The 21,763-nt window shown below is 37.8% G+C and carries 23 protein-coding genes and 1 other RNA gene; 15 read left to right on the forward strand and 9 right to left on the reverse strand.

Going from position 1 to position 21,763, the window contains the following annotated elements:
- Positions 1–19 precede the first annotated feature (19 nt).
- Complete coding sequence (gene yeiP / locus H4J67_RS03485) at positions 20–592, forward strand: elongation factor P-like protein YeiP (protein ID WP_182174511.1); 573 nt, start codon at positions 20–22, stop codon at positions 590–592.
- A gap of 76 nt (positions 593–668) precedes the next feature.
- Here the strand turns inward: yeiP and H4J67_RS03490 are convergent, their stop codons facing one another.
- Genes H4J67_RS03490 through pspF form a run of 6 tightly spaced genes read right to left on the reverse strand, consistent with a single transcriptional unit; the run spans position 669 to position 7,081 of the window.
- Complete coding sequence (locus H4J67_RS03490) at positions 669–1,451, reverse strand: ATP-binding cassette domain-containing protein (protein ID WP_070374110.1); 783 nt, start codon at positions 1,449–1,451, stop codon at positions 669–671.
- 1 nt (position 1,452) lies between these two features.
- On the reverse strand, positions 1,453–2,442 hold the full coding sequence (locus tag H4J67_RS03495; RefSeq protein WP_182174514.1) for an oligopeptide/dipeptide ABC transporter ATP-binding protein: 990 nt from the start codon (positions 2,440–2,442) through the stop codon (positions 1,453–1,455).
- Entirely contained in the window at positions 2,442–3,335 is an 894-nt protein-coding gene (locus H4J67_RS03500) for an ABC transporter permease subunit (RefSeq protein ID WP_182174517.1), read from the reverse strand. Before H4J67_RS03500 ends, H4J67_RS03495 begins: the two co-directional genes overlap by 1 nt.
- Positions 3,325–4,353, reverse strand: a complete 1,029-nt coding sequence (locus tag H4J67_RS03505; RefSeq protein ID WP_182202881.1) for an ABC transporter permease — start codon at positions 4,351–4,353, stop codon at positions 3,325–3,327. Before H4J67_RS03505 ends, H4J67_RS03500 begins: the two co-directional genes overlap by 11 nt.
- 1 nt (position 4,354) lies before the next feature.
- A complete protein-coding gene (locus tag H4J67_RS03510; protein WP_259368471.1) occupies positions 4,355–5,980 on the reverse strand; it encodes an ABC transporter substrate-binding protein in 1,626 nt (541 codons plus the stop codon).
- Positions 5,981–5,989: 9 nt separating this feature from the next.
- Positions 5,990–7,081, reverse strand: coding sequence for a phage shock protein operon transcriptional activator (gene pspF / locus H4J67_RS03515; protein ID WP_182174523.1), 1,092 nt, complete (start codon positions 7,079–7,081; stop codon positions 5,990–5,992).
- Between the two features lie 191 nt (positions 7,082–7,272).
- Here pspF and pspA point away from each other — a divergent pair, with 191 nt between their 5' ends.
- The 11 genes from pspA to ffs all read left to right on the forward strand — a co-directional run bounded on the left by pspA (position 7,273) and on the right by ffs (position 16,319).
- Positions 7,273–7,941, forward strand: coding sequence for a phage shock protein PspA (pspA, locus tag H4J67_RS03520; protein WP_070374104.1), 669 nt, complete (start codon positions 7,273–7,275; stop codon positions 7,939–7,941).
- Positions 7,942–7,997: 56 nt separating this feature from the next.
- A complete protein-coding gene (gene pspB / locus H4J67_RS03525; protein ID WP_070376993.1) occupies positions 7,998–8,210 on the forward strand; it encodes an envelope stress response membrane protein PspB in 213 nt (70 codons plus the stop codon).
- Positions 8,207–8,653, forward strand: coding sequence for an envelope stress response membrane protein PspC (pspC, locus tag H4J67_RS03530; protein WP_182174526.1), 447 nt, complete (start codon positions 8,207–8,209; stop codon positions 8,651–8,653). The genes pspB and pspC overlap by 4 nt, the downstream gene beginning before the upstream one ends.
- A gap of 132 nt (positions 8,654–8,785) precedes the next feature.
- Positions 8,786–10,216 carry a YcjX family protein gene (locus H4J67_RS03535; RefSeq protein WP_220463282.1) on the forward strand — a complete coding sequence of 477 codons (1,431 nt, stop codon included), beginning with the start codon at positions 8,786–8,788 and terminating at the stop codon, positions 10,214–10,216.
- 60 nt (positions 10,217–10,276) lie between these two features.
- On the forward strand, positions 10,277–11,320 hold the full coding sequence (locus H4J67_RS03540; protein WP_182202882.1) for a YcjF family protein: 1,044 nt from the start codon (positions 10,277–10,279) through the stop codon (positions 11,318–11,320).
- A 230-nt stretch (positions 11,321–11,550) separates the two neighbouring features.
- The gene (gene phhA, locus H4J67_RS03545; RefSeq protein ID WP_070374101.1) at positions 11,551–12,363 is read left to right on the forward strand and encodes a phenylalanine 4-monooxygenase; all 813 of its coding nucleotides are present in this window, start codon (positions 11,551–11,553) and stop codon (positions 12,361–12,363) included.
- 9 nt (positions 12,364–12,372) lie between these two features.
- Entirely contained in the window at positions 12,373–12,711 is a 339-nt protein-coding gene (locus H4J67_RS03550) for a 4a-hydroxytetrahydrobiopterin dehydratase (protein WP_070374100.1), read from the forward strand.
- Positions 12,712–12,821: 110 nt separating this feature from the next.
- Positions 12,822–14,372, forward strand: coding sequence for a transcriptional regulator TyrR (gene tyrR / locus H4J67_RS03555; RefSeq protein WP_182174532.1), 1,551 nt, complete (start codon positions 12,822–12,824; stop codon positions 14,370–14,372).
- 33 nt (positions 14,373–14,405) lie between these two features.
- Positions 14,406–15,059 carry a maleylacetoacetate isomerase gene (gene maiA, locus H4J67_RS03560; protein ID WP_182202884.1) on the forward strand — a complete coding sequence of 218 codons (654 nt, stop codon included), beginning with the start codon at positions 14,406–14,408 and terminating at the stop codon, positions 15,057–15,059.
- Between the two features lie 146 nt (positions 15,060–15,205).
- Positions 15,206–16,063, forward strand: coding sequence for a DUF3014 domain-containing protein (locus H4J67_RS03565; protein WP_182174538.1), 858 nt, complete (start codon positions 15,206–15,208; stop codon positions 16,061–16,063).
- Positions 16,064–16,222: 159 nt separating this feature from the next.
- An RNA gene (gene ffs / locus H4J67_RS03570) (signal recognition particle sRNA small type) lies at positions 16,223–16,319 on the forward strand.
- 563 nt (positions 16,320–16,882) lie between these two features.
- On the opposite strand, the gene H4J67_RS03575 is transcribed toward ffs, so the two are convergent.
- The 3 genes from H4J67_RS03575 to H4J67_RS03585 all read right to left on the reverse strand — a co-directional run bounded on the left by H4J67_RS03575 (position 16,883) and on the right by H4J67_RS03585 (position 18,659).
- The gene (locus tag H4J67_RS03575) at positions 16,883–17,146 is read right to left on the reverse strand and encodes a late competence development ComFB family protein (protein WP_182174541.1); all 264 of its coding nucleotides are present in this window, start codon (positions 17,144–17,146) and stop codon (positions 16,883–16,885) included.
- A gap of 99 nt (positions 17,147–17,245) precedes the next feature.
- Positions 17,246–17,851: a primosomal replication protein PriC gene (priC, locus tag H4J67_RS03580; RefSeq protein WP_182174544.1), complete on the reverse strand. Its 606-nt coding sequence runs from the start codon at positions 17,849–17,851 to the stop codon at positions 17,246–17,248.
- Positions 17,852–17,873: 22 nt separating this feature from the next.
- Positions 17,874–18,659, reverse strand: coding sequence for a TSUP family transporter (locus H4J67_RS03585; RefSeq protein ID WP_182174546.1), 786 nt, complete (start codon positions 18,657–18,659; stop codon positions 17,874–17,876).
- 448 nt (positions 18,660–19,107) lie between these two features.
- Here H4J67_RS03585 and H4J67_RS03590 point away from each other — a divergent pair, with 448 nt between their 5' ends.
- The 3 genes from H4J67_RS03590 to H4J67_RS03600 are packed head-to-tail and all read left to right on the forward strand — an operon-like array spanning position 19,108 to position 21,757.
- Complete coding sequence (locus tag H4J67_RS03590; protein WP_182174549.1) at positions 19,108–19,890, forward strand: DUF3450 domain-containing protein; 783 nt, start codon at positions 19,108–19,110, stop codon at positions 19,888–19,890.
- Positions 19,890–21,233, forward strand: coding sequence for a MotA/TolQ/ExbB proton channel family protein (locus H4J67_RS03595; protein ID WP_182174552.1), 1,344 nt, complete (start codon positions 19,890–19,892; stop codon positions 21,231–21,233). The genes H4J67_RS03590 and H4J67_RS03595 overlap by 1 nt, the downstream gene beginning before the upstream one ends.
- A complete protein-coding gene (locus H4J67_RS03600) occupies positions 21,233–21,757 on the forward strand; it encodes a MotA/TolQ/ExbB proton channel family protein (protein ID WP_070374083.1) in 525 nt (174 codons plus the stop codon). Before H4J67_RS03595 ends, H4J67_RS03600 begins: the two co-directional genes overlap by 1 nt.
- Positions 21,758–21,763: the final 6 nt, after the last annotated feature.

A 21,763-nucleotide genomic window follows, 5' to 3' on the forward strand; every position in this document is an offset into this window, starting at 1 on the left:
ATTTTAGGAATTATTATCCATGCCAAAGGCCAGTGATATAAAGAAAAATGCTGCGGTAGAGCATAACGGAAAAGTATTTATTGTAAGAGATATAGAGCGTTCAGTTCCTCAAGGTCGTGCTGGTGGTAGTTTATACCGTATGCGTATGTACGATGTTGTCACTGGCGGTAAGATTGATGAGACGTTTAAAGACTCGGATATGCTGAACTTTGCTGACTTAAGCCGACGTCCCGCGATGTTTTCATACATCGATGGTGATGAATATGTCTTTATGGACAATGAAGATTACACGCCATACAATCTTAACAAAGAAAGTATTGCTGACGAAGCTCTATTTATTTGTGAAGATACCTTAGGTTTATCAATTATTATTGTTGATGGTGCTGCGGTTGGTATTGATTTACCCCCGAGTGTTGAACTGGTTATTACTGAAACAGACCCATCAATTAAAGGTGGCTCGGCAACAGCTCGCACTAAGCCGGCAATTTTATCTACGGGCTTAACCGTTCAGGTGCCAGAACATATTTCAATCGGTGATAAAATCAAAGTGAATACCGAAGAACGTAAATTTATGGGACGCGCTGAGAAATAAAGTCTTGGTTACTTTATCTTCACTCTTATAAAGCCAGCATTTGCTGGCTTTATTGATATAACCATTAAGCGAGTTGTTAGCGGTGTAACAGTTGGAATCTTTGGTTGAGAATAAGTTTTTTGGTATATTGATGTTTTGGTCGACTGAGAATTTTTGCGGTGTCGCCCATCTCTACGACTTGTCCTTTACTTAAAACCATTATCTTATCGCTAAAATGCCTAACAATACCTAAGTTATGAGAAATTAAAATATAAGCGAGTCCCATCTGTTCTTGTAAATCGAGCAACAAGTTAATCATTTGCGAGCGTAACGAAGGGTCGAGAGAAGCTAAGGCTTCATCTAATATAATCACCTGCGGTTGTAATATTATCGCCCGAGCTAATGATATGCGTTGTTTCTGACCACCAGAGAACATGTGCGGATAAAAATTCATATGTTCAGCGAGCAAACCTACTTTTTGTAATGTTTCTCGAATCAGACAGTGGCGGTCTTCTTCATTTAATTTGGTATTGATCAATAAAGGTTCATTCAGCAATTGCCCAATGGTTAAGCTTGGGTTCAATGTTGTCCCAGAGTCTTGAAATATCATCCGTACATGCTGGCATCTTTGCTTAAAGTCTCCAGGTTGTAATGTTTGGCCATTAAGTTTTATGCTACCTGTTGAAGGCAGTTCCGCACCAACCAATAATTTTGCTAAGGTTGATTTACCCGATCCGGTTTCTCCAACAATAGCTAAGGTATGGTGAGCTTGTACCTCAAATGAAATCGGTTCGAGTGCGGTAAAATATTTTTGATTAAACCATTTTCGGCCTATTCTAAACGACTTACTTAAATTATTAACCTGTAATAATATTGTCATATTAATAACTTCCCTTTAGCGAGAAGTGGCAGCTAAATTGATGGCCATGATAGTTTGTTACCTTAGGTGCTACAACACAGGCCTGTTGAGCTCTAGGGCATCTTGGGCCTAATCGGCAACCTATAGGTAAATGTTGTAAAATAGGAATACTGCCGGGTAGCGCCATCAACCGTGATTTTGCTGGCAAGCCACTATTTGATTTTGGGCTACTATCAACCAGTGCTCGAGTGTAGGGATGAAACGGTTGTTCAAATATGTGCTTAGTGGTACCCGCTTCAACAAATTGTCCGCTGTACATTACCGTAATGGTATTTGTCCAATGTGTGACATTCTCAAGGTCATGACTTATCAATAATATCGACATGTTTTTTAATTGATTTAAACTCGCCAATAGGCGAAAAATTTGGCCTTGATTGGTACTCTCCATTGCCGTAGTTGGTTCATCTGCAATGAGGAGAATAGGGCGTTTGGCGAGTGCCATGGCGATCATGACTCGCTGACATAACGCTTCATTAAGCTGATGAGGATATTTTTTTAAACAAATTTTATGCTGCTTAATACCGACTTTATGTAAAAGACTAATCGCGGTTTCTTTACGTTGTTGATTTTTTTGCCAAAAATAACCCGTTAATTGTTCGCCATCAACCGCCTCGGTAAGTTGCATCCCTATGGTCATCGTTGGGTCTAAGCACGCCATCGGCTCTTGAAATATCATCGCGACATCTTTTGAAATAATGGCTTTACGTTCATCAACAGATAAGCGCATTAAATCTTTTCCTCGCCAGTGAAACCTATCGGCGTCGACATGCCATTTTTCATCAAGTACGCCAATAATAGCTTGAGCCAATAAAGATTTTCCTGAACCAGACTCTCCAACTAAACCACGAACTTCACCCTCTTTCATGGTTAAACTGACACGGTCAACCGCTAAAATAGGGTTAGTCGCTGATTTTAGCACAATAGACAAATTTCTGATGTCGAGAAGGTTCATTAAGCTTCCTTACTGATTTTAAGGGCGTGTCTCATACCTTCACCAACTAAATTAGTTGCCACCACGGCAAAAAGAATCGCCAAACCAGGCAGATAAACCGTCCACGGAGCAATATAGAATAAATCGATACCGTTTTTTAGCATCGCCCCCCACTCTGCCATGGGAATTTGTGCGCCTAATCCAAGAAAGCCTAATGCAGCAATATCAAGTATCGCAGCAGACTGGGCTAACGTTGCTTGGCTAATTAATTTCTCTAGAATATTGGGGAAAACAGAGTAATATAAAATTCTAAATGAACTTGCGCCGTCTAATCGTGAAGCCAGTACATAGTCTTTTCTGAACTCTTGAGTAACGACATTACGGGTTATATGGACAAACTGTGGAATGAGCACGATGATAATCGCCCATAAGGTATTACTCAACCCTGGCCCCAAGATAGCAACTATAACAATGGCCAGTAATAAAGAAGGGATAGATAAAATCACATCAAGAAAATGGTTAAGAAAGCTTGATTTTATTCCTGATGTTAAAGCTGATACCGAGCCAATAACACCACCAATACCTAAAGAAATAAGCACCACAACAAAACTTAAGCCAAAAGTTAGTGACGTGCCGTGCATTAAGCGAGACAACATGTCACGACCCAAATTATCGGTGCCTAATAAAAAACTGACATTACCATCTTCGTGCCATGCTGGTGGCAGTAATAAAAAATCTAAGTGATTTTCAACGGGAGTATAAGGGGTAATAAAAGGTGCAAATAAAGCGAGAATTGTTAAGAAAATAAAACAGCTAAAACCTATCATCACTACAGGTTTTACTTTGAAATTATGCCAAAGTTGCAGTAACGGTGAAGGAAACTCTTCCTCTAAGTATATTTTATCACGCGCCATTTCGACTCTCTCTTGCTAAAGGATTAAGTGCTGCATAGATAAAATCGATGACAATATGCACAATAAAAATAAAACTAGAAAGCGCTAAAAGCCCACCTTGAATTGATGTGTGGTCACGCTGAAATATACTTTCTATTAACCATCGGCCGATGCCTGGCCAGCTAAAGATAACTTCAGTCACCATGGCAATAGTTACTAAGTTAGCAAACTGTAAGCCAACATCACGAATAACGTGCACCATAGCATTTCGTATCGCGTGATGATAAATAATTTGTTTAAAGCTTAGCCCTTTTGCTTTAGCTGCCCGTATGTATTGGCTGTCGAGCACATCCATCATTGCTGTGCGAGCTAAGCGCACAAAAATGGTCGCAGGCGCAAGGGCGATAACACACGCTGGCAGAAATATATGTGCGCTGGCATCTTGAAAAGCTTGCCATTTATAAGGACTGTCACTTAATAAAATATCTATAAACTGTATGCCAGTAACATGTTCTATTTCAAACACTAAGCTAAGCTGTCCTGCTGATGGCAACCAACCTAATTGGATAGAAAAAATAAGAATCGCTAGTAAGCCTAACCAAAAAACAGGAATTGAATAACCCAGCATAGAAATAGTTAAAATAATATTGTCGGTAGCTTTACGGTGTTTAATAGCGGCAATAAAGCCAATAGGAATGCCAAAGACCATAGCAATAAAAAGTGCCACTAAGGTCAGTTCAATTGTCGCTGGTAAGAAGCGCATGATCTCGTTACTTATAGACAATTGGCTGGCCATTGAAATACCTAAGTCTCCCTGGAAAAGATGACTTATATACGCAAAGTATTGCTGAGCAATATTATTATTTGTTTGATACTGCTCAGCTAAAACGATCAACTGCTTAGGTGTCGCATTGATTTGCCCAGAAATATTGATTAACTGCTCACCAGGAAATAAAAAGCTCAAACTAAAAGACAGTAAAGTCAGTAGAAACATGGTGAAAATGAATAAATTTAGGCGGCGTAGAGTAAATATTAGCATATTAGTTTTTACTCACCCTGCTAAAGTCGATACCACCAAAGGGAGATAATAGTTCACCCTTAACAATATTTTTCCTTGCTTGAAATCGTTTAGAGTGGGCAATGGGAATTAACGGTACTTCAGTTGAAATAATCGCCAACGCTTGGCTATAAAATTTTTTACGTTGTGCCACATTTGTTGTTTCTAATGCTCGCTGTATTAAGTTATCAAACTTTTTATGACACCAAAATGTTCTGTTATTACCACTCCTAGCCGATGAACAGCTCAACAGTGGTGTAAAAAAGTTGTCTGGGTCTGGGTGATCCGCTGACCAGCCTAATAAGACACTCTGATGCTCACCTTTTGACAGCTGTTCAAGAAAAGAGCCCATATCGAGAGAGTTTTCAATTAACACATTAATACCTATTTTCTTTAAATCTGCTTGAATTAATTTAGCCATAGTAACCGCGTCTGGATTATATGCCCGTTGTACCGGTAACGCCCAGAGATTCATAGTAAAACCATTAGGAAAGCCAGCCTCAGTTAGCAATCTTTTAGCTTCAGCTAAGTCAAATGTTTGCGGTAAAGTATTCTTATCATAAGCCCAAGAGGTTGTAGGTAATAAACTATGTGCTATATCCGCTCTAGATTGATAGACAGTTTCAATAATGGCTTGCTTGTTAACGGCTAATGCAACCGCTTGACGTACTTTTACATTATTAAAAGGTGGCTTTAGGGCATTAAAACCAAGATAACCGACATTAAAAGAAGTCACTGCTTGTAGCTCTAATTCAGGTTTACTTTTTATTTTGTTATGAGCAATGGGAAAAGCAATTACATCACATTCACCCGCTAATAATTTTGTTAATCGCCCAGTATTACTAGGCGTTATATCAAAAATAAGCTGCTCTAAAGTACTCGGTTGATCCCAGTACGTTTTATGGGGGGCATAGCGAATATAGGAGCCGGGACGATAGTCTTTTAGTTTAAAGGGACCCGTGCCAATGGGCAGCGTGTCTATTTCTCGCTTAATATTTTTTAACACTAAGGTGTCAGCATATTCCTTTGATAATATGACGGCAAAGTCACTGGCAATGTTAGCCAAAATTGAACTGTCTGCGTATTTGAACTTAAAACGTATCGTGTATTCATTGATTTTTTCAATACTTTCAACGACATTTGAAAAACTTACACTTTGAAAAAAAGGGTATTTTCCACCCGAAACTTGATGAAAAGGGTGCTTAGGTAATAAAATACGGTTAAAACTGAACAGTACGTCATCGGCATTAAAAAAACGTGTTGGGGTAAAATAATCGGTTTGATGAAAGGCAACATTCTTGCGTAAATAAAAGGTAACCATTTTACCGTCACGTGTCACATGCCATGACTTTGCTAACGACGGAGCAATAGTATTTTCTTCGCCTCTAAATGAAATTAATCGGTTATAGAGTTGATTAGAAGTAGCATCAATGGTGGTACCAGAGGTAACCGTTTGCGGATTAAAACTTTCAGGAGAGCCTTCTGAGCAATAGACAATACTATGGTCACTTAATGAGGGATCATTATCAATATCACATGCCGTCATCCAACATAAAAATGGCAATATCATTATCTTCAAAAAATGTTTTTTAACAGCGAATATCGACATATAGCTCAACTACCCTTCATCTACTGCACTTTCTAATAAGTTATACTTTTTCAAGTAACCTCTTAGTTGATGATAGGTTAATTTGAGTGCGTCGGCAGTTTTCTTTTGATTATACTGACAATTTTCTAAAGCAGACTGAATCAAATCAATCTCATAATCCTGAGAAAGGTCTTTTAATGATAAAGGGAAGACCAATGATTGACTAACGGGCAATTGTTGATGGATTACTTCTTGACGTTTTTCTTCGTTTTTCTCTTTATCAACACTCGGCGCTACCACCGATATCCTGTCTTGGGTTTTAATGCGCTGAGAAGGTCGATAAGGGGACTCAAATGGGTCAATGACTAAGTCATGCACGGGTAAATGTGGGTTATTACAACGATAAACACTACGCTCGACAACATTTTTTAATTCTCGTACGTTTCCAGGCCAATGATATTCAAGCATGGCACGTTTCGCTTTTTCAGTAAAACCGCTAAAGAGCTCAAATTCTAATTCGCGCGCCATGTTAATCGCAAAGCTTTCAGCTAACATCATGATGTCTTCAATTCGCTCTCGAAGCGGTGGTAGAGTGATAACATCAAAAGCAAGTCGGTCAAGTAAATCTGCTCTAAATTCACCAGCATCGGCTAAGGTAGGTAAGTCTTCATTGGTTGCGGCAATTAAGCGCACATTGGTATTAATAGTTCTTGAGCCACCCACACGCTCAAACTCACCATATTCAACGACTCTTAAGAGTTTTTCTTGAATTAACCCCGTGGTATTGGCTATTTCGTCAAGAAAGAGGGTGCCATTGTCCGCACGCTCAAAACGACCTTCATGACGTTTACTTGCGCCGGTGAATGCACCACTGTCATAGCCAAATAATTCTGTTTCTAATAAGTTTTCATTTAATGCCGCACAATTAAGCTTTAAATAATTTTGATCCCAACGTTTAGATAAGTAATGAAGCCGAGCCGCAATAAGCTCTTTACCTGTTCCTCTTTCTCCAATTATAAGCACAGGTTTACTCAAAGGCGCTACTTGTGATACTTGCTCTAAAACTTCAAGAAAATTATTTGCTTGTCCAAGAAGATTATCCTTTTGATTAAAACGCGACATTACTTGACCTAATAATTGGTTTATTTCACTAACAAATAGTGTATTTTATTAATCGCCAGGTTTGAAGTGTTTTTTTTAATTATAATAACTTTATTTAAAACATGAAGTTAAGTTAATAGTAAAACTTGGCGCAAAACATGAATAAAGAATATAAGTAACATTAAATTAAATTATTGAATGAGGAAGTTGTTATGGGTATTTTTTCTAGGTTTACAGATATTATTAATTCGAATATTAACAACCTGTTAGATAAAGCAGAAGATCCTGCAAAAATGGTACGGTTGATCATTCAAGAAATGGAAGATACTTTAGTTGAAGTACGTTCGTCATCGGCTAAAATTTTAGCGGATAAGAAAGATTTATCTCGTCAAGCGACTCGTTTTGAAAAAGATGAGCAACAATGGCAAGAAAAGGCTGAACTAGCCTTAAGTAAAGGCCGTGAAGATTTAGCAAGAGCGGCGCTCGTTGAAAAGAAAAAGTGTGCTGAGAATGCACTGTCACTTTTAGATGAGTTGAACCACGTTGATGATCATATTGCTAAATTACAAAGTGAAGTTTCTCAGTTACAAGAAAAGTTAGCCGATGCAAAAGCAAGACAAAAAGCAATTATCATGCGAGAAAAAACAGCGACGTCTCGTTTAAAAGTTAAAAAGAATATCGATAGTGGTCGAGTTAATGACGCACTAAGTCGCTTTGACAGTTATGAACGTAAAATTGATGATATTGAATCACAAGTTGAGTCACTTGATTTAGGGAGCAAATCATTAGCAGATGAAATCTCTGATTTAGAGTCTGATGAAAATATTGATGATGAATTAGCGCAATTAAAAGCTAAAATGAAATCAGATAAGAAAAACTAAATAACTCAGTTTGTGTTGAATAACTTATAAGGAGAAGTACTGTGGAAGAACTTATAATGGTTCCTGTCATCATTTTTATGTTGTTAGTTGCCCCTATTTGGTTAATTTTACATTACCGAAGTAAGCGCCAGATAACCCAAGGTTTTAGTGAAGAAGAGTACAAGCAATTATCTGAACTTTCTGAATTAGCGGATAAAATGACCGATAGAATTAAAACGCTTGAAGCTATTTTAGATGCTGAAACACCTGACTGGAGAAGCAAGGTATGACAGACAAGCGCCGTGGTGAATTATACAGAAACTCGACCCAAGGAAAAATTGCTGGCGTCTGTGCTGGTCTAGCTGATTACTTTGGCTGGGAAACATGGTTAGTGCGTATCCTAGTGGTTTCGGGTGTTTTGCTAGGTATGGGTTGGTTTGTCGTTATTTATATTGCTGGTTGGTTTATTTTAGATAAAAAACCAGGCGCTACCACTAAAAAACCACAACCAGCACAATCACAATATGCATCAGCTACCATGAACACAGAAGAAGAACTTTCTTCTGAGTCTATTAAGGTGAAATCGCGTATTTGGCAATCTGGAGAGCCACCTAAACAAGCTTTTCAGGATATTAGGCATAAATTTAAATCCCTAGAAAGGGAAGTTCGAGCGATGGAGCATTATGTTACCTCACCTGAATTTACTGTTTCTCGAGAAATCAATAAGTTGTGATCAATAAAAAATTTAAAAGCGGCTTTTGCCGCCTTTTTGGGTTGTTCACTTAATAAATAGTTAAGCGTACGACTTATCTTTGTGATTAAGTGTAACCATTAAATATTATTATAACTTTCAGTAAGATAATTCATGGCATTTATAAATAAAATAAAGCTGAATAAATTAAAGCAAAAAGCGAGTGATTTATTAAATCGAACGCTTGACCAACACGTTACTTTGGCCGTTACAGGTCTTAGCCGTAGTGGTAAAACAGCCTTTATTACTTCTTTAGTCAACCAACTCGTTAATGAAGGCAATAATTCACAACTTGGTTTTTTTAATGTTGTTCATCAAGGGCGCTTCATTGCCGCTAAACGAGTGCCTCAAAAGCATTTACACATTGGCCGTTTTGAATATGACCAAGCAATGTCAGCTTTTTCACAAAATGAACCAACATGGCCTGAGCCGACCCATGGTATTAGTGAGATGCGACTTGCTATTCGTTATAAGCCCAAAGAGTCATTGTTGAAATATGCCAGTGATACAGCAACTTTATACCTAGATATTACTGATTATCCAGGAGAGTGGTTACTTGATTTACCGATGTTAAATCAAACGTTCGAGCAGTGGTCACAACAAACAACAGCATTATTGCTTACCGAACCTAGGTTTAAATCAGCAGAAACCTTTATAGAAAAAGTGAATCAAATAGATCCCTTTGCCAAGGTCGATGAACAAAGGTTGGCTGACTTATCAAAAGAATATACTGAGCTCTTATTACACTTTCGACACGAACTTGGTTTGTCGGTTATTCAGCCCGGACGCTTTATCTTACCTGGAGAATTAGCCGATGCGCCTATCTTGCAATTTTTTCCTTTCACTGCTTTTGAAAAAATGGATAAAAATGCTTATCAAAATGCCAGTGATGACTGTTTAATCGGTATGCTAAGAGCAAGATTTATTGAATATAAAGAACGTGTTGTTAAGGCTTTTTATAAAGAGCATTTTGTTAATTTCGATAGACAAATTGTATTAGCAGACTGTTTAACCCCCTTAAATAACGGCCCAGAGAGTTTTGCTGATTTGAAAACGGCAATGACCATGATTATGGAAAGCTTTAGCTATGGTCAAAGCAGTTTGTTTTCTCGTTTGTTTGCGCCAAAAATTGATAAGTTATTATTTGCTGCAACCAAAGCTGACCATGTTACGCCAGAGCAACACCATAACTTAGTCAGATTACTCGACCAGCTTGTTTATCAAACTAAACATCAGTTAAATTATGATGTTATTGAAATGAAAACACTGGCGCTAGCTTCTGTTAAAACGACACAAGCAGGAACGAGTCGTTACCAGGGGCAAGACATTCCTGTGCTTCGCGGCAAACGCTCTGAAAATGGAGAACTAATTACGGTTTTTCCAGGTGCGGTGCCGAATAAATTACCCGAACAAGATTATTGGCAGCAAGAGACGTTTAATTTTATTAGCTTTGCTCCAATGGATCCGATTGGACAACATGAATGCCTACCACACCTGCGTATGGATCAAGTGATGCAGTTTTTACTTGGTGATAAAATGAAATGATCGACCTTGATAAATATAAGAATGAAGCAAGTAATACCATTTTGCTTGGAGATAAAATAGATGAATGAACTCGATGAAAAATATCAACAGCAAATTCTTTTTGAAAATGATGAGTTAACTATAAAGAAAAGTCATTTACCTTCAAATGGCCAACAAGTTATTGTCGGTAATGACGATTGGCAGGCATCAGAAGATTTATCGTTAATTAAGCAAGGGTATCTAAATGATGATAACCCAAAGGAAAAAACAAAGCCTCGTTGGTTATGGCGGGTTTTAGGCACTGTTTTTGCTGGCGTTGTTATGGTAGAAACATTTACCTTTTTTCAACAGGGCTTTGCCCAATCTCCTATTTTAGCTGGTATGTATGGTGTTCTGCTCTTTGGTTTGTCAGTTATTGTTGGTTCAACGGCCATACGAGAGTATTCAGCATTAAGACAATTTAAACGCCAGCAAAGTACACAAGCAAAAGCGAAAGATATATTAGCAACCGATTTAGCTTCCCCTCGACATATTGACGTAAAAGCCTTATGTGAAAGCATTTCAGCAAATTTACCTTGTGATTTGATGTCTGAGCATGAAAAAAGCTGGCACTCGTTGGTCAAAGAGGAATACAGCGATGAAGAGTTACTGCAATTATATTCGCGTGAAGTGCTCTCAAAAGTTGACGAAAAAGCCTTGGATGAGGTAGCTAAGTTCTCAACAGAAGCCGTAGTATTAGTTGCTTTAAGTCCTATTGCACTTGTTGATATGATGCTAATGTTTTGGCGAAACTTACGGATGATTGACAAAGTTGCCGCCCTTTATGGTTTAAAAATTGGCTACTGGAGTCGAATAAAATTAATTAAACAAGTTTTTGTTAATATGGCTTATGCCGGCGCGAGTGAGTTAGTCATTGATTTAGGAGCTGACTTGGTTGGTGCTGAGCTATTAGGTAAGTTATCTGCGCGCATGGCACAAGGACTTGGTGCGGGTATGTTAACGTCACGCTTGGGTATTCAGACTATTAAGCTTTGTCGACCCATTCCTTTTGAAGAAAACACCCCTAAAACAGCTCAAGTGAGGAAAAAAATACTTAGCCAGGTCAAAAAATTATTAATAAGGTAGTTTTATTCCTTACGAGGCCTAAATAAGTTGTTTTTATCTTATTGATTTTATTTGTTATTGTTTTTGCATTTACATTTTTGTAATTTTTTCTATACGTTATTATTGTCTGGTTAAATAATAGTCAGTTAGCGTTTGGTATTTTTCCCGTCTAGCTTGTTTTATTATCATTGTAGAACATGACTCACTCATTGGTGAGTGTATAATGATAAAAATTAAAATAAGGTAATATCATGGGGATGGCGACGAAGTATATTTCGCGAGTTGCTGATGAAAATGGTCACATTCATTGGTCAGATGAAGAAAATAGCGTTTGGCAGGAATTGATCACTCGTCAATTAAAATGTGTTGAAAACAAAGCGTGTGACGAATATAAATTTGGCTCAAAATTATTAAATTTACCACATGACCGAATTCCACAGTTGGCAGAAGTTAGTAAAGTACTAAAAGAAACAACAGGTTGGCAGTGCGAGCCTGTACCGGCATTAATTGGTTTTGGTGCGTTTTTTAAGTTGTTATCAGAAAAAAAATTCCCAGTAGCTACTTTTATCCGCAGCCGAGAAGAGTTTGATTATCTGCAAGAACCTGATATTTTTCATGAGATATTCGGTCATTGTCCTTTATTAACCAATAAGTCGTTTGCTGATTATACTGAGGCTTATGGAAAAATGGGTCTCAATGCGACTAAAGAGCAAAGAGTCTTTTTAGCTCGTTTATATTGGTTTACCGTCGAGTTTGGTTTGTTAGATACCCCTGAGGGGATTAAAGTTTATGGCGGTGGTATTTTGTCTTCACCGAGCGAAACCATTCACGCGACTGAAAGCGATATTGTTGAACGTGAAAAACTTAACATACTTGATGTATTAAGAACGCCATATCGAATAGATGTTATGCAGCCTATTTATTATATGCTGAATAAAGTAAGTGATTTAGATGATTTAAGAAAATATGAAGTGGCTGATATTATGGAGTTGGTTGAGCAAGCACAAGCCTTAGGCTTACACCCAGCGAAGTTTCCAGCAAAAGAAATTAACAATGTGAGTTAAGGAAAAATAATGACTGAGCAATTATCTGTACAAAAATGTGAAGCATGCCAAGTTGGCGCGCCACAAGTGAGTGATGAAGAGTTACCGGCACTTTTATCACAAATACCAGACTGGATCCCTGAAGTGCGTGACGGGGTTATGATGCTTGAACGTGAGTATAAATTTAAGAACTACAAATTATCATGGGCATTTGCAAATAAAGTCTCTGCATTAGCCGAAGAAGAATTCCATCATCCAGCGATTTTATTAGAGTGGGGCAAAGTAAAAATTACTTGGTGGACACATGCTATTAAAGGGCTACACCGTAATGATTTTATTTGTGCAGCAAAAACTGACAAACTTTTGTAATATTTGCTTACATTAGATAATAGCAGCCTCCTACCTCAGGGGGCTTTTTTTTGTTGTACAAATTAGTTTACAATAGCAAACAGGAATACTTGGCTATTAAGGTAAGGTAAATGCGTTTAGAAATTGTTTGTTGCGATCGAGTCGGCATTGCCCGAGAAGTATTAGAAATATTTGTTGAACATGAAATCAATTTACGTGGCATCGAACTAAAGCAGCCCGGCGAAATTTTTATCAACATACCTGACTTAGAATTTAGCCAATTACAAACCTTTATGCCGCGTTTACGTTTAATTGAAGGTGTGAATGATGTAAAAACAACACCTTTTATGCCCTCTGAACGTGAGCGTAATGAACTCTCTACGCTGATTAAAACTTTTCCTGATCCCTTTATATCTATTGATGCAAAAGGTGATATCCGTATTGTAAATACCGTAGCTGCCAGTATTATGGGCTGTAAAGATCATGAAATTATTGGCGATAATGTTGGCAATTGGTTAAAAGGCTTTAACTTTAGTCGCTGGTTAGATGCCGATGAAGTCCTTGCTCAAACGCGTCGCTTAAAATTTCAAGATGATGACTTTGTGGCTGATATCATGCCTATCCATGTGACTGATCAAAGCGGTATCCCTGTTTTAGCGGGTGCGGTATTAATTTTAAAATCAGAAGCACGTTTAGGCCAACAAATAAGTGCCTTTAAACAAGCGAATGAAAATAATTTTGCCGGTATACAAGCAAGTAGTGGCTCGATGCGTAAAGTTATTCGTGAAGCAAAACGTATGGCACTCCTTGACTCTTCAATGCTCATTGTCGGTGAAACGGGCACGGGCAAAGAACTTTTAGCTCATGCTTGTCACGCCGCGAGTGATCGCAGTAACAAACCTTTTATGACTTTAAGCTGTGCAGCATTACCCGATGATGATGCAGAAACAGAACTTTTTGGCGCGGGTTCAAAAGGCGAAAATAAAGCTAAGCGGGGTTTGTTTGAATCAGCAGACGGTGGCACCATATTTCTAGATGAAGTGGGGGAGATGTCACCTAAATTACAAACTAAAGTGCTGCGTGTCATTCAAGATGGTACTTTTCGTCGCGTCAATGACGAGCAAGAGATAAGGGTTAATGTCAGGATCATTAGTTCAACCAACTGTGACCTGCTTAGCATGGTTTCTACCGGCGATTTTAGAGAAGACCTTTACTACCGTTTAAATGTACTTGGACTAAATATACCTTCATTGCGTGACCGACGTTCGGATATTATTCCTCTGGCTGAATTTTTTATTGTCAAATTTGGTCAACATATTGGTAAAACGATTGTCACTATGTCAGATGACTGTCGTGATTTTATCGAACATTATCCCTGGCCAGGTAATGTTCGCCAGCTCGAAAATGTATTAATTCGTGCGGTATCATTAATGGAAGGCAGTATTGTGATGACCTCTCATCTGCAATTACCTGCATATACACGTGAACATGGTTATCTAGAAAAGGAATTTGAAGGAACTTTAGATGCAGCGGTTAAGAGTTTTGAAGCTGATTTACTTAGAAAACTATATCCGGCTTATCCAAGTACTCGACAATTAGCGAAAAAATTAGGATTAAGCCATACCGCCATTGCAAATAAATTACGTGAATATGACATCAATAAAAAGACCGTTAAAATATAAATAACTCATACAGATAACAAATAGAGATATAAAATGAAACTTTTTGGTTATTGGCGTTCGTCCGCCGCATATCGAGTAAGAATTGCTTTGCATTTAAAAAATATTGATTGTGAATCTGTACCCGTACATTTAGTTAACAATGGCGGTGAACAGCACAGTGCAGCTTATATTGCACTTAATCCAACTCATTTAGTTCCAACGTTAATTGATGAGACAGTTGAGGGCGACTTGGTACTAAATCAAAGTATGGCAATACTTGATTACCTTGATAATAAATACCCTCAACCACAGCTCTATCCCGTAAGTATTTATGCTAAAGCACAAGTGCAAGCACTTGCCTTAGATATCGCCTGTGAAGTACACCCGGTGACTAACTTACGAGTACAACAATATCTCGTTAATACATTAGGTGCTGAAGATGGAGATAAATTAGCCTGGAGTCATCATTGGATGAGCATTGGTTTTGCTGCCTTTGAAGAAAAACTACAAAAGGTTTCAGGAAAATACTGCTATGGTGATTATGTCACTATTGCTGATCTTTGTCTTGTTCCACAAGTTTACAATGCCAATCGTTTTAAAGTAGATATGTCAGCATTTCCGCTTATTAATGCTATTTTTGAGCGTTGTAACCAGTTACCTGCTTTTATAAAGGCACTACCAGAAAATCAAGACGATGCTATTTTATAATTGTTAAGTAATAAGATAATAAGATAAAAACTCAATTTCAGATAAAAGTTATTATAGATCACGTATTTCCCTTGCAACTTAGATGAAAACGGGTTGCAATGGTTACTCATCATGCATTCTTTAGATAAATTGAATATTAGGTACCTATGGAAGATAAAGCGCAAAAAGGTAAACAGACCTCTTGGGGCATTATTGCCGTTATTATTGCTATAGTGATAGCCGCCTTAGTTTGGTTATATATGTCATCGACAACCGAACAAGAAGTTGTTGAGGTGGCGCCAGTGGCCGTTGTTAAGGTTGAAATTCCGCCCGAGCCTATAATAGAGCCAATAATAGCTGAAGAAGAAGCTTTTCCTTTAGTGGTGACAGAGCCTCTTGTTGCTATTGCGCCTAAACCGATATTACCGACCTTAAATGAAAGTGATGTTTGGTTACAAGAAAAGCTACCAAGCTTTACTTGGCGTAAAGAATTGTTAAAGTTGGTCATTGATAAAGATATGATCCGCCGTTTTGTGGTATTTACTGATAATTTTGCACAAGGTAATCTTGCTTACGAACATAGCCCGTTAATTAAACCTAATGCTAAATTTTTAGCAACTGAGGTTAATAACGGGGCAAGTAGCGATTGGAAGTGGGATGAGTCAGCAACACGACGTTTTACACTTTATGTTGATTTACTGCGCTCATTTGACAGTGAAACACTGGTGCAGTCGTACTTTGAAATGAAACCTTTAATTGATCAAGCTTATGCAGAGCTAGGCTATCCAGACGACAACTTTACTGAAGTGTTACATGATGCTATTACCAAGGTCTTGGATATGGAGATTCCAAAAGAATCATTAGACTTAGTTCGCCCCAGTGTGATGTTTCGCTACAAAGATGAAAAAATAGAAGCCCTTGATGCTGCCGATAAACTGTTATTACGTTTAGGTAAAGAAAACCTATTGGTGATTAAATCAGTCTTATTAGAAATTAATGAACGGTTGGCGCGCGAGCGTCCATAGTTTAAAGGTAATTTAAAGGTGATTTTAGCTATACACCTGCTAGTGTGGTTAAAAAAACAGCGAACGATTTTATTTATATAACTAGCGCTTGCATCAAGCTAAATCTTTAGCCATAATTCGCGCCGTTGAAGTGAGAACGACAACTTTCTATGGTGACCCTTTCGGTCCCCTCGCAATGATACTCTGTGAACTCGGCCAGATCCGGAAGGAAGCAACCGCAGCAGACGACTCATGTGCCGAGGTGTGGCTGCTAGGGTTGCCACCACTCTTTTCATCTATCACTTACAATCTTTAGATACCTTCTAACTTTTATTATCAACTCTGTACAACTAAAACTCCCATTTATACATTCGAGAAGGTATTTATCGCTAGCGAAATAATTCTATCTGATAGTCCCAAGAATATCCCGTAACAAACAAGCCAATAAAATATTAATTTACTGCCTGATGGTTGCTGGCAGCAATGTCATTTAAAGGGCTCATGATACTTGTCAGCTGTTAATAAATCATTTACTGATGTCATCACACATTCATATATCCTAACTGTAAGCACTGAAACACTCATAAATGAGTGCAAAGGGATAATACAGGTATATTTATGTCTTTATACTTTTAAGGTCATTTAAGTGGGTTAGCTGGTTTCTGACAAAGTTAAAGGCATTTAGCTAGTTAATGAATAAAAAGAGTAATATTAATTGGTATTAAAACTTTAATGGTTTAACAAAAAGGGCAGGTCATCAATTAAAGAAAATGCTTAAAGGTAAAAGCAAGTGAGCATTGACTTGACCACTTGCCTTATTAATAGATTAAAGAGCCGTAGTTAAGTGTTGTGAGTTTTCATAAACTCTATTGCCTTACTAATCGCAACTTTTACATTGTTTTCCATTTCAAAACGCTCTGAAGCAGGCAAGTAGAATGACATATCAACTTCATGTCTAATATAACGGGTGGGTAATTGATTGAGCACTACACAGGTTAAGTCCGCAATAAAATCAACTTCATATTTCTCTTGTAATTTTAGTGCGGCAAAGTGTTGTACGACTAGTTTTTCATAATAGTTATGAATGTCATCAGATATTCTCATTCCAGCCCTCTTTTACGATTAAATAATGGATCAATTTATTGTTTGTTATCATTTAAGATTAATGCGAGACGAAGTAAAAAGCGAGTTATTTAACAGATATCATCGCGGTTTTTCTGAAACTTCTATTTCGCGCTCTATTTTTGAAATAGCCTGACGACAACGACCTAACCTTTGATGAAGAGCAAGGACTTCATCCAATATTTTCTTTGCTTTGGCAGGCGTTGCGCTTTGACGAAGTTGCTCTCTTTCATTGAGCATAGCGAGTAAGCGGCGTTCAAACTCGTGGTGCTCTGCTAATTGCTGATAGAGCGCTTGACTGGATTTAAAGAGTTCTTTTGCCGCTTTTTTATAGCGCCTAGCGTTTATCGCTGTTAATCGGTATTGTGCTTCTTGATGAAGCCCTTTGTTTGATCTTATTGCATTGATTATTGATGATATTTGTTGCTCAATACCTTGTAATCTATTTTGTGATAGTTCTTTTTTTCCACTCTGTAATAACCGAGCCAATTCGATAGTTTTACCGCGTACCTCTTCAACATATGCACCTATTTTATCACTATTGGTGGCAAATAAAGCTTCTGAAAAGATATCTTTATCTTTTAAAAGATAATGTGATTTAGTCTGCTGATTTTCAGTATCAATAATTTTAGCCTGCTCTGCTAGACTATCTAAAACAGCTGTAATTCTGTCGATTGCTAATTGCATATTTGACGACCTCTTGACCTTGTTATTGAGTGAACCACGCATGATAAGTTAAATTTGCTGACATAGAAATAACGACGATGATGAAAACAGGACGAATAAAGCGGTTACCAAACTTTATTGCCCAATGCGCACCCACAGCGGCACCTAGCATGATAAATATACCCATCGAAATACCGATAATAAAATTAACATAACCAAAATAAATAAAGGTTAATAAACTACAAAAATTACTGACAAAATTCGTTGAACGCGCCAATCCGCAGCTCAGTAATATGTTTATTTTGTAGAGTGCACTTGAGGATGCGGTCCAAAATGCCCCGGTTCCAGGACCGGCGAATCCATCGTAAAACCCTAAGAGTAAACCCTGAATGCTTTGGGTGATTTTTAAACGAAAAGTTAACGTAGGTAGCCCCTTTAACTCAGTGACAATTGTTTTAGAAAACAGGGTGTAAATGGCAGTGATAACGATAACAATAGGAATAAATTTTTCTAGAAAATCACCTGACAAATAGCCAACAGCAAACGTGCCCACAACAGCACCTATCGCCGTATATAAAATAGATAAACGCCAAAATTTGGGATCAAATAACTTTTTACGATAAAAAGTCACTGAAGCGGTTAATGAACCAAAAGAAGCGGCAAGTTTATTGGTACCTAAAGCAAGATGTGGTGGTAAACCGGCAGAGAGTAATGTTGGAACAGTTAGCATACCTCCACCGCCAGCTATTGCATCAATGAGCCCTGCGATAAATCCAATGGCACATAAAGTGAACCAAATTTCAAAATTAAAAGTTGAATCTATAAACATAAATAAATATAGGTAAATTAGTGCTATAGGCTAATAGTAGCACGGTTTTAATCTTTAAATATGTCAAATTACCCACCTTTTTGTTATAAATATTATGAATATTTCAATAAATAAATTTGACTTAGTACGAATGAATTAGTAAAACTAATAGGAGCAAATATATTTACAGAAAATTGTGTTTGTTTAGTCGCCTAATTTATTCAGAAAGTTACTGCAAATCACTTACGATTTTTTTAACTTAATGTTTATTTTTGTAACGAAACCAGCAAATTTATATAATTTGCTGGTAATTAGCAGCCTTTTTTATGTACCTAGTTGACAGCAACGCTGTCGTCTGGGATTATTGCATTGTTTTATTCTAGAGAAATAAAAACTTAAAATGGCAGATTATTAAATTTGCGTTAACATCTCCATGTTATCCACATTCAATAGCAATTGGTTGGGAACTATGTCCAAATTTAGCAACAAGAAAAGCCTTATCGCTTCGACGATAATTGGCGCACTAGCATTAACAGCAAGCAACTTCGCTTCTGCAGATGCATTATCAGAACTACAAAAAGCAGAAGCTAGCACTTTTCAAGCTTCTAAAAAATCACAAGAAAAAATCAATAGTATTTATGAACAAACTATTGAACTTTTAGGTGAATATCGTTTAACTGTTGATGAAGCTGAAACTTTATCTCAATACAATGATCACATTCAATTAATGGTCAATGACCAACTTGAGAATATCAAATCTTTAGAAGATCAGATCGCTGGTATTGACAAAACTAAACAAGGTATCGTTCCTCTTATGTATAAGATGATTGATACGTTAGACAAGTTTGTAGCGTTAGATATTCCTGTGAATATTGAAAACCGTAAAGAGCGCGTTGCTAATTTACGTGACGTGCTAGGCGCTTCTGATATTTCGGTATCTGAACAGTTTCGTTTAGTACTTGAAGCTTACGAAATTGAAGCAAACTACGGTACTGTTTTTGCAGCTTATCAAGGTGAGCTTGATTTAGGCGACCGTACAATTACTGCTGATTTCGTTCATATGGGCCGTGTAGCTCTAGTTGCTCAATCACTTGACATGAAAAATGTTTGGGTGTGGAACAATGAGACACGCGGTTGGCAAGCACTGGGTGATGAATACTTAAAGCCTACTAAAGATGCAATCGCTATGGCGCGTAACCAATTACCAAAAGATTTGACTAAATTACCAGTATTTGCAGCGGGAGCGAAATAATGAGAAAAATTATTAATTTTGTAATGCTTGCAGCGTCAATGACTGTAGCAACTTCAGCCGTAGCTAATGACTTGGATGATTTATTAAAACAAGTTAAAAACGATCGGATTTCTGAAGGCAAGCTTGATAAAGCGCGCGAAGCAGAGTTCACTTCAGCTCGTGCAGACAAGCAAGCACTTTTGAATAAAGCTAAGAAAGAATTAGCCAATCAAAATACACGTAACGACCGCTTAACTAAAGAATATGCTGCCAACGATATTACAATCGCGCAACGTTCAATTGAGTTAGACAACGCTAAAGGTACTCTTGGCGAAATGTTTGGTGTTACTCGTGCTGCTGCCGCTGATGCTTACGGTCAAATCGTAACATCAATTGTAAGTGCTGAATTTCCTGGACGTGGCGCGACATTAGATGTTATTGCCAACTCTAAGAAAATACCTGAACTTGAGCAACTTGAAGAGTTATGGATTGCTTTACAAACTGAAATGACTCAATCGGGTAAAATTTCACAGTTTAGCGCTGAAGTAACAAGCTTAGATGGTTCAACCTCTACGCAAACTGTTACACGTATTGGTACTTTTAACTTAGTATCTGCTGATGGTTTCTTAAATTACAATGATGAAGTTGGTCAAATTCAACCTTTGGCTAAACAGCCAGCGGGTTATATTTCTAGCACAGCTTCTGATTTCTTTAGTGAAACTTCTGGCTACCATCCTCTATACGTAGATCCTTCACGTGGTGGTATCTTAGCCCTTGAAACTCGTAAGAAAGTTCTTATGGAGTTCTACCATGAAGGTGGCACTGTTGGTTATGCAATCACAGTATTACTTGTTATCGGTTTCTTAATTGCTTTAGAGCGTATGATTTTCTTAACAACTATTAGCTCTCGTATTAAGACTCAAGAGAAGAATATTGAACAGCCTAATGATAACAATCCATTAGGACGTTTAATCAAGGTTTATCACGAAAACAAAAATGTTGACGCTGAAACACTTGAACTTAAACTTGATGAAGCTATTTTACGTGAAACACCGAAAATCGATCGCGGTATCAACTTAATCAAAATGTTTGCTGCTATTGCTCCTTTAATGGGTCTATTAGGTACAGTAATCGGTATGATTATGACTTTCCAAACGATTACATTGTTTGGTACAGGCGACCCGAAAATAATGGCAGGTGATATCTCTCTTGCACTTGTAACAACTGCACTAGGTCTAATTTGTGCATTACCACTTATCTTAATCCACAGTGTTGTTGCGGGTAAAAGTAAGTCAGTATTGCAAAAGCTTGATGAGCAAAGCGCAGGGTTAATTGCTGCCATTGCTGAGAAGGAGTCTAAATAATGTTATTCCTGATAGAGCTTTGGGAATCTGTCAGGAGTTTTATTGCGACAGGTGGTAACGTATTATATGTTGTTGCCTTCGCTCTCTTACTGATGTGGGTAATGATGATTGAACGCTACTGGTTCTTATCAAAAATTTATCCTGCAATGAAAGACGATATCGTCAATCGTTGGGATGCACGCCAAGATACTACATCTTGGTATGCCCATCGGATTAGAGATACTTGGATCTCCGAAGCGACAGAATTACTAGAGCAACGTATGCTCACAATTAGAACCTTAGTGGCAATGTGTCCACTGATTGGATTGTTAGGTACAGTCACCGGTATGATTGGTGTGTTTGAGACAATGGCTCAACAAGGTACAGGTAATCCGCGTCTGATGGCTGCTGGTATATCAATGGCTACTATCCCGACAATGGCGGGAATGGTTGCTGCGTTATCAGGAGTGTTTTTCAGTACAAGGTTAGACGCTAAAGTTAAACTAGCAAAGGCTAAACTGATTGACAGTTTACCTCATCACTAGAGAGAT

It is taken from the genome of Colwellia sp. BRX10-4 (genome assembly GCF_014077465.1).
In the GTDB taxonomy this organism is placed as follows: domain Bacteria; phylum Pseudomonadota; class Gammaproteobacteria; order Enterobacterales; family Alteromonadaceae; genus Colwellia_A.

Bases quoted from the DNA above. Each gene is read 5' to 3' on its own strand.
- yeiP (WP_182174511.1), top strand. From the start codon at position 20: ATGCCAAAGGCCAGTGATATAAAGAAAAATGCTGCGGTAGAGCATAAC.
- H4J67_RS03490 (WP_070374110.1), bottom strand. From the start codon at position 1,451: ATGACAATATTATTACAGGTTAATAATTTAAGTAAGTCGTTTAGAATA.
- H4J67_RS03495 (WP_182174514.1), bottom strand. From the start codon at position 2,442: ATGAACCTTCTCGACATCAGAAATTTGTCTATTGTGCTAAAATCAGCG.
- H4J67_RS03500 (WP_182174517.1), bottom strand. From the start codon at position 3,335: ATGGCGCGTGATAAAATATACTTAGAGGAAGAGTTTCCTTCACCGTTA.
- H4J67_RS03505 (WP_182202881.1), bottom strand. From the start codon at position 4,353: ATGCTAATATTTACTCTACGCCGCCTAAATTTATTCATTTTCACCATG.
- H4J67_RS03510 (WP_259368471.1), bottom strand. From the start codon at position 5,980: ATGTCGATATTCGCTGTTAAAAAACATTTTTTGAAGATAATGATATTG.
- pspF (WP_182174523.1), bottom strand. From the start codon at position 7,081: ATGTCGCGTTTTAATCAAAAGGATAATCTTCTTGGACAAGCAAATAAT.
- pspA (WP_070374104.1), top strand. From the start codon at position 7,273: ATGGGTATTTTTTCTAGGTTTACAGATATTATTAATTCGAATATTAAC.
- pspB (WP_070376993.1), top strand. From the start codon at position 7,998: ATGGTTCCTGTCATCATTTTTATGTTGTTAGTTGCCCCTATTTGGTTA.
- pspC (WP_182174526.1), top strand. From the start codon at position 8,207: ATGACAGACAAGCGCCGTGGTGAATTATACAGAAACTCGACCCAAGGA.
- H4J67_RS03535 (WP_220463282.1), top strand. From the start codon at position 8,786: ATGGCATTTATAAATAAAATAAAGCTGAATAAATTAAAGCAAAAAGCG.
- H4J67_RS03540 (WP_182202882.1), top strand. From the start codon at position 10,277: ATGAATGAACTCGATGAAAAATATCAACAGCAAATTCTTTTTGAAAAT.
- phhA (WP_070374101.1), top strand. From the start codon at position 11,551: ATGGGGATGGCGACGAAGTATATTTCGCGAGTTGCTGATGAAAATGGT.
- H4J67_RS03550 (WP_070374100.1), top strand. From the start codon at position 12,373: ATGACTGAGCAATTATCTGTACAAAAATGTGAAGCATGCCAAGTTGGC.
- tyrR (WP_182174532.1), top strand. From the start codon at position 12,822: ATGCGTTTAGAAATTGTTTGTTGCGATCGAGTCGGCATTGCCCGAGAA.
- maiA (WP_182202884.1), top strand. From the start codon at position 14,406: ATGAAACTTTTTGGTTATTGGCGTTCGTCCGCCGCATATCGAGTAAGA.
- H4J67_RS03565 (WP_182174538.1), top strand. From the start codon at position 15,206: ATGGAAGATAAAGCGCAAAAAGGTAAACAGACCTCTTGGGGCATTATT.
- H4J67_RS03575 (WP_182174541.1), bottom strand. From the start codon at position 17,146: ATGAGAATATCTGATGACATTCATAACTATTATGAAAAACTAGTCGTA.
- priC (WP_182174544.1), bottom strand. From the start codon at position 17,851: ATGCAATTAGCAATCGACAGAATTACAGCTGTTTTAGATAGTCTAGCA.
- H4J67_RS03585 (WP_182174546.1), bottom strand. From the start codon at position 18,659: ATGTTTATAGATTCAACTTTTAATTTTGAAATTTGGTTCACTTTATGT.
- H4J67_RS03590 (WP_182174549.1), top strand. From the start codon at position 19,108: ATGTCCAAATTTAGCAACAAGAAAAGCCTTATCGCTTCGACGATAATT.
- H4J67_RS03595 (WP_182174552.1), top strand. From the start codon at position 19,890: ATGAGAAAAATTATTAATTTTGTAATGCTTGCAGCGTCAATGACTGTA.
- H4J67_RS03600 (WP_070374083.1), top strand. From the start codon at position 21,233: ATGTTATTCCTGATAGAGCTTTGGGAATCTGTCAGGAGTTTTATTGCG.